The sequence below is a fragment of the Cohnella boryungensis genome (assembly GCF_042651945.1).
Lineage (GTDB): Bacteria > Bacillota > Bacilli > Paenibacillales > Paenibacillaceae > Cohnella > Cohnella boryungensis.
In genome coordinates, this window is the sequence record NZ_JBHSED010000045.1 from 1 (window position 1) to 5,785 (window position 5,785).

At 34.7% G+C, this 5,785-nt stretch carries 3 protein-coding genes; 1 reads left to right on the forward strand and 2 read right to left on the reverse strand.

All coding sequences use genetic code 11. The annotated features are described in order from the left end of the window. The first annotated feature begins 369 nt into the window (after window positions 1-369). Window positions 370-4,128 (forward strand): ATP-binding protein, encoded by a 3,759-nt coding sequence (locus ACFO1S_RS21100; RefSeq protein ID WP_204606402.1) that lies wholly within the window; start codon window positions 370-372, stop codon window positions 4,126-4,128. A gap of 29 nt (window positions 4,129-4,157) precedes the next feature. Here the strand turns inward: ACFO1S_RS21100 and ACFO1S_RS21105 are convergent, their stop codons facing one another. Both ACFO1S_RS21105 and ACFO1S_RS21110 read right to left on the reverse strand, forming a co-directional pair. Continuing rightward, window positions 4,158-5,144 carry a hypothetical protein gene (locus ACFO1S_RS21105; protein WP_204606401.1) on the reverse strand — a complete coding sequence of 329 codons (987 nt, stop codon included), beginning with the start codon at window positions 5,142-5,144 and terminating at the stop codon, window positions 4,158-4,160. Between the two features lie 239 nt (window positions 5,145-5,383). Next, entirely contained in the window at window positions 5,384-5,602 is a 219-nt protein-coding gene (locus ACFO1S_RS21110) for a hypothetical protein (RefSeq protein WP_204606400.1), read from the reverse strand. Window positions 5,603-5,785: the final 183 nt, after the last annotated feature.

Consider the following 5,785-nt stretch of genomic DNA (forward strand, 5'->3'; position numbering starts at 1 on the left):
CAATTGATTTAAAGATCTTCCCCCCACCCCCTGTTCTTGACTTGTAATGCTTCGAAGATTCGACAAAATCATCCAGATTTATACTGTCCTTTGGTATAATACACTTATATATGCGATTCATGTGTTGTTATATCCGAACCGAGGAATGTTGAAATGTGTGCCATAAGGCTTTTTGCGACACTATCACTTCCCTTTTTCGGATTTTCTTCGCTTAACTTTTTAATTCACCTGTTTTATTGGCACATCTATCTTTCGTTATGTAGCGGAGTTACGCGGGGATGTTGATTTCAGAGAGAATCAAGTATTACATGGAATTTATTTAAGTATGATTACAGGGAAACACCTCATTAAACTTTGGGAGGATTATCGATGTCAAAGTTGACAGATATTAAACAAAGAATATTACAGCTTGATGGAGGCGCATTTCAAGAGTTATGTGATGCGTATTTATATAAATTAGGATATGAGAATGTATTATCCTTAGGGATGAAATCTGGCACCATGAAAACTACAAAAGGTATCCCAGATACATATTTTCATGACCCCAGAGGGAAGTACATTTTTGTTATGTACACTACGCAGCAATCAAATATTTATGAAAAGATACACGCAGATATTTGCGATTGTTTGAAAGTCGAGAAAACAGGAGTAGCTCCATCTGATATTGCGGAAATTATCTATTTCCATACATCAGCTACTTTGTCTGCAGGAAAAAGCAAAGACCTGCACAATCTTTGTTCTTCTAACGGAGTATTACTTCAATTAAATGGAGTTGATGAACTAGCCAGTAATCTTTATACCCGATTCCACGGAATATCACGGGATTTCTTAGGTGTTTCGATAAGTACTGAGCAGATATTCAATTCTGAGGAGTTTATATCTGCTTATGATTCGAATGGAATGGCAGCTCCCCTTTCAACTATCTTCCAGTTTAGAGAAAAAGAGATCTTAGAATTGTTAACTAAAATGGAATATTCCGAAGCAATACTGATTGCAGGACCCGCCGGAGTGGGGAAAACAAGGTTAGCATTAGAGTGTTGTAAAAAATATGCATTAGAAAACAATTATAGATTGTTGTGTATTCAAAGTAATCGCCTTCCTATATATGAAGACTTAAAAGTATTTTTAGATACACCCGATAAATATCTTTTACTGATCGATGATGCAAACCAAATTTCGGGACTGCACCATGTACTGCAATATCTTACAAAGCATAAACAAGGCTATGATGTGAAGATCGTAATGACCGTGAGAGACTACGCAAGACAGACGACCATTCATGAAATTCGAGAATTTACGAATGCAGAGGTTTGTATGATCAGCACATTTTCAGACGAAGACATAAAGAAGCTTTTAGAAGTTAATTTGAAAATATTAAATTCAGACTATCTCGATAAGATTGTTAAAGTTGCCGAAGGAAATGCAAGGCTTGCTATTCTTGCGGGCAAGCTTGCAGTTGAATCACAATCATTATCTAGCATTAATGATGCAACTCAGTTGTATGAAGGGTATTATGGCAAATTCATTAAAAACAATATTTTCGATCAAGATAGAGATTTGTGCGCGGTGGCAGGAATAATTGCTTTCCTGACAGCAATAAACCTCGAAGGTCTGGAAAGTTTAAAGCCTCTACTAGAGAAGATAGGTATGTCAGATACTTCATTTATTTCATGTTCCTATCGATTACATGAATTGGAATTGGTTGACATATACAACGACAAGGCTGCAAAAATATCCGATCAGTGTCTTGGCAACTATCTGCTTGCGTATGTATTTATAAATAAGCGGATCATTCCGTTATCAGTAATGCTTAAAGCTTGCTTCGAAAATTATAAGATACGTGTAATTAATGGAGTTAACACTCTTGGAAATATCTTTGCTTCTGAGGATACACACTATCAACTTGAAAAAGAAATACGTATTGTGTGGGATGATTTGGAAAAATCACAGAATCCTCTGTTCTTTGACTTTGTAAAAGTATTCCACAGTATAAGGCCGACAGAAACATTAATCATGATAAAAGAAAGAATCGAGAGACTGCCTCAAGGGATATTTGATATTAATTCTATCGATTTTGAGAAAGAAAGTCGTAATAATAGCGTAAATGATGATATTTTGAGTATTATAGGCAGATTCTACGATAGAAATGATCTGCCAGAAGCTTTGGATTTATTATTCGAGTATTACAAAAAAACGCCGCAAAGTTTTATGAATTTTTATCACACAATCAACAACTCATTCGGTATTAAAAAAGATTCACATCGCTATGACTATTGGACGCAGATTCAACTGATAAATAAATTTATTGAACATGCTGATACATGGAGAAATGAAACAATATGCATCCTTTTTGTGAGAGTAGCTGCTCAGTTTCTAAAGCTGCAATTTTCGCCTTCAGAGATGGGAAGAGGAAATACAATCACCATGTATCAAATACCAGTTCAACTAAGCGATGGTTCTCGAAAATATCGAGAATTGATCTGGAGTGCGTTATTTGAATTATATCAATACGAAGAATATAAACTAAAAATTGAAACTATAATTAAAGAATATGGACACTTCAACAGAGATAAAATTGAGAAAGAACTGGTAGAATTTGATTGCCCGTATATAATCCGTTTTTTCAGTAATCTTTTATCCCCGTGTAGACTTTCACACTGCATTATAGCCAAAACAGTAGTAGATCAATGTAAACGTGTTGGTATAGATGTACAGCCACATTTATATGATTATTTAAATGGTCCTGATTTTTTAATTTATAAAGTATTAAAGGGCGAACGCCACCTAGAGGAGTTCGATTGGAGAAAGGAAAAGGAGCTAAAGGAATCCGATATTCGAGAACTGTTTAGGGATGCTACACAAGAAACAATTCAATGTATACTTCGAATATGTGCAATTTATGAGAAAAATGACCCTAAAAACACATGGGACATTGGCGGTGGGCTACATTACGCATTCGATTATCTGGCAATTAATAAAGAACTATATTTGTATGCGATTGATGCTTATCTCGATCACAATACACCTATACACTTACATCCCGATCCTATAATAAAAAGGTTATTTGAGTTCGTTGGTGTTGATCAAACTTATGGCATGATTAACAAATTTGAGTTTGATCAAAAAAATGCATGGCTGTTTTCATTTTATAAAAGTTTGCCTTCTGAAGCTATTTCTAGACAATTCGTGCAAATGCTATACGACTTTTTATCCTTACATGAGGGTAACATGACTTCATCACCATATAGAGAAATTGAATTTTTAGAAAAATATAGAGAATTTGATGACGAAGTATTTGTAAAAGCAGGCAGAATTATTGCGAAAAAATACGACTATTCTCCCTTCATCTTTTCATTATATTTTCATGCGATGTTTGGTTCATATGGTGAAGGCACTGATCCAGACATGCTATATGAACGATTCAAAAGTGATTTGGCCCTACTGAAAGAAATATACTTTAAGTTGATTTCCTGCGAGACAAGCACCGATCATCACGGTAAATATCTTGTCAATTTTATACTTATGGATTCTTCATTTATTGATGAATTTATTAGCGATACTTTGAACGATAGAAACTCTTGGAGCCGTGAAGACGAAAAGCGTATATCTGCAATCTGGGATTGTGATGATTCTATTCAACTCGCTGATCATATTTTTAAATCGTACTTTAATATTGAGGGTCTTTATCCGTGGCAAGTTTCAGGTTATATTGCAGACTTTTTAATGGTTGGAGAAAACTCAGAAAATCGTATCATACGTCAGGATGAATGGCTGTCTCATTTCATCAGTATCAATTTTAATAAATCAGATTTCATGAAAATATTGTTCTCATCTATCGCTGATGCTAAGCTTTCAACTGAACGCAGGAAAAAGCATCTTCTACATCTCATTAAATTGAATACTGATCCTGTTCTATTTGAAGAAATCCAACTAGAACCAAGAGGGTATGGTGGATTGGGAAGCATGATTCCTTACATGGAACAAAGAATATCTTTTTTGGAGTCTCTACTTCCTGCTTTAACAGGATTAACTTATTTAAAGCACAAAAAGAGAGTCCAGCAGTTAATTGAAGCATGGAAACAAAATATTGAAAGAGAACAGGTTGATGAAGTTTTAAGAGAAATCTAGAGGATCGGAGTTCATGAATAACCTGCAAGTTATAAAAATTGATATACATTAGATTCTCTTAAACGAGAATCTAATAGTGCGTTTCGTTCATTGAAAATGTCCTTGTTAGTAATCTTCATACAATCTTCGAGTATTGTCGTTCCAACGCCAGTAAATTCCGAGATGATACTCGTGTTAATTCCTTTATTAATCATCTGGACGACTGCATATTTAATTATTCCTGTTAGATCAGTTCTTGTTGTTAAACTCCCAAGAAAATAAGCAGTATTGCTTGTTTTTTCAGACAACTCTTCACCATTGGATTTAATAAATAAAAAGTCAGATGAGCTTTTTTTGTTTCTTATAGATAAGTATTTATCCAATTGATCAATAAGCTTATACGGCAAGTGGATGGTAAAATTATTGATATCGATAGTTCCATATCTGATATTAAAACTCTGCACTTTCAATCTTGGAACTATTCGGTACTTAATTCCTGTAAAAATAATCAGCTTCAAAATGAGTGCAGGGACAAACTTCTTGTCAAAATCATCATCGTCATTCAAAAGCATACCTAATGTTTCATTGCAGTCCTTGATTAAATCTATTATTTCTACTTCACTAAAAACTCTTATTGACTCCTTATCTTTAAGGTTATTAGAAATCCAGGAGTTAATCCTAGATCGAAATGAACGATCACTATAAATTGGGGCATTCATTTCTTCATAAAGTTCTTTGTTAGAAATATGCTGTACTTCTATAGCGTATTGAAAATACTCAACTAGTACTGAGACAAAACGATTTGCAGTTGAAATAGCATTCACTTTGCCATTACTGCTTTGAATATAAAACTTGAGACTATCAATTACTAGTTCTGTATTAGCTCCGCCAAGAAAATGACTCCATGTTTCGTCATTGACCTTCTTTGACTTTAAGAATTTATCGAATACAAGCAAGTCTTTCTCGTATCCCTGTACTTGAATGAACGATTCTTGTTTATACGCAATGAACTTACTCGCAGATTCTAGAAAATTCATAAAATGTCCTCCCCTGAGTTACATCATAGTAGTGCTAAAGAAATCTGCATAATGCTCCCGTATTCTCCCACAAGCGAGACTTATGATGCAACGAACCAAGTTTTAGTCAAACTTAGGCTCGGGAGGGTTATCCGTCTGGAATTTAATCTTCGAAATGCCTCGGCGGCTGAGAGATGGAGAAAGCTGACCCAGTGCATAATTCCTTATTATACGAAGATGCTGACTTTTGAAACTCGAGGCTAATCTTCTAACCAAGGCAATACTTTTCTTGGCCCATAGATATGATTATCTTCAATCCAGTACTTCCCCGAATCATTTGGTCCATATATAAAACCGTCCTCTATCCAATAGCGACCAGAATTCTTTGGTCCGTAAATAAATTTATCCTCTATCCAATACCTACCTGATTGAACGGGACCATAAATAAATTTATCTTCAATCCAAAATCCAGTATACATACATTTTCTCTCCTAGCATTTTTGAATGATGGTATTTTCAGAATACATCACAATCACGAGCATTGAATCACATGTATAACAACATTATACCAAAGGACAGTATAAATCTGGATGATTTTGTCGAATCTTCGAAGCATTACAAGTCAAGAACAGGGGGTGGGGGGAAGATCTTTAAATCAATTG

What these genes read in the sequence shown, in the direction of transcription:
- ACFO1S_RS21100 (WP_204606402.1), top strand. Translation starts at nt 370, where the DNA reads ATGTCAAAGTTGACAGATATTAAACAAAGAATATTACAGCTTGATGGA.
- ACFO1S_RS21105 (WP_204606401.1), bottom strand. Translation starts at nt 5,144, where the DNA reads ATGAATTTTCTAGAATCTGCGAGTAAGTTCATTGCGTATAAACAAGAA.
- ACFO1S_RS21110 (WP_204606400.1), bottom strand. Translation starts at nt 5,602, where the DNA reads ATGTATACTGGATTTTGGATTGAAGATAAATTTATTTATGGTCCCGTT.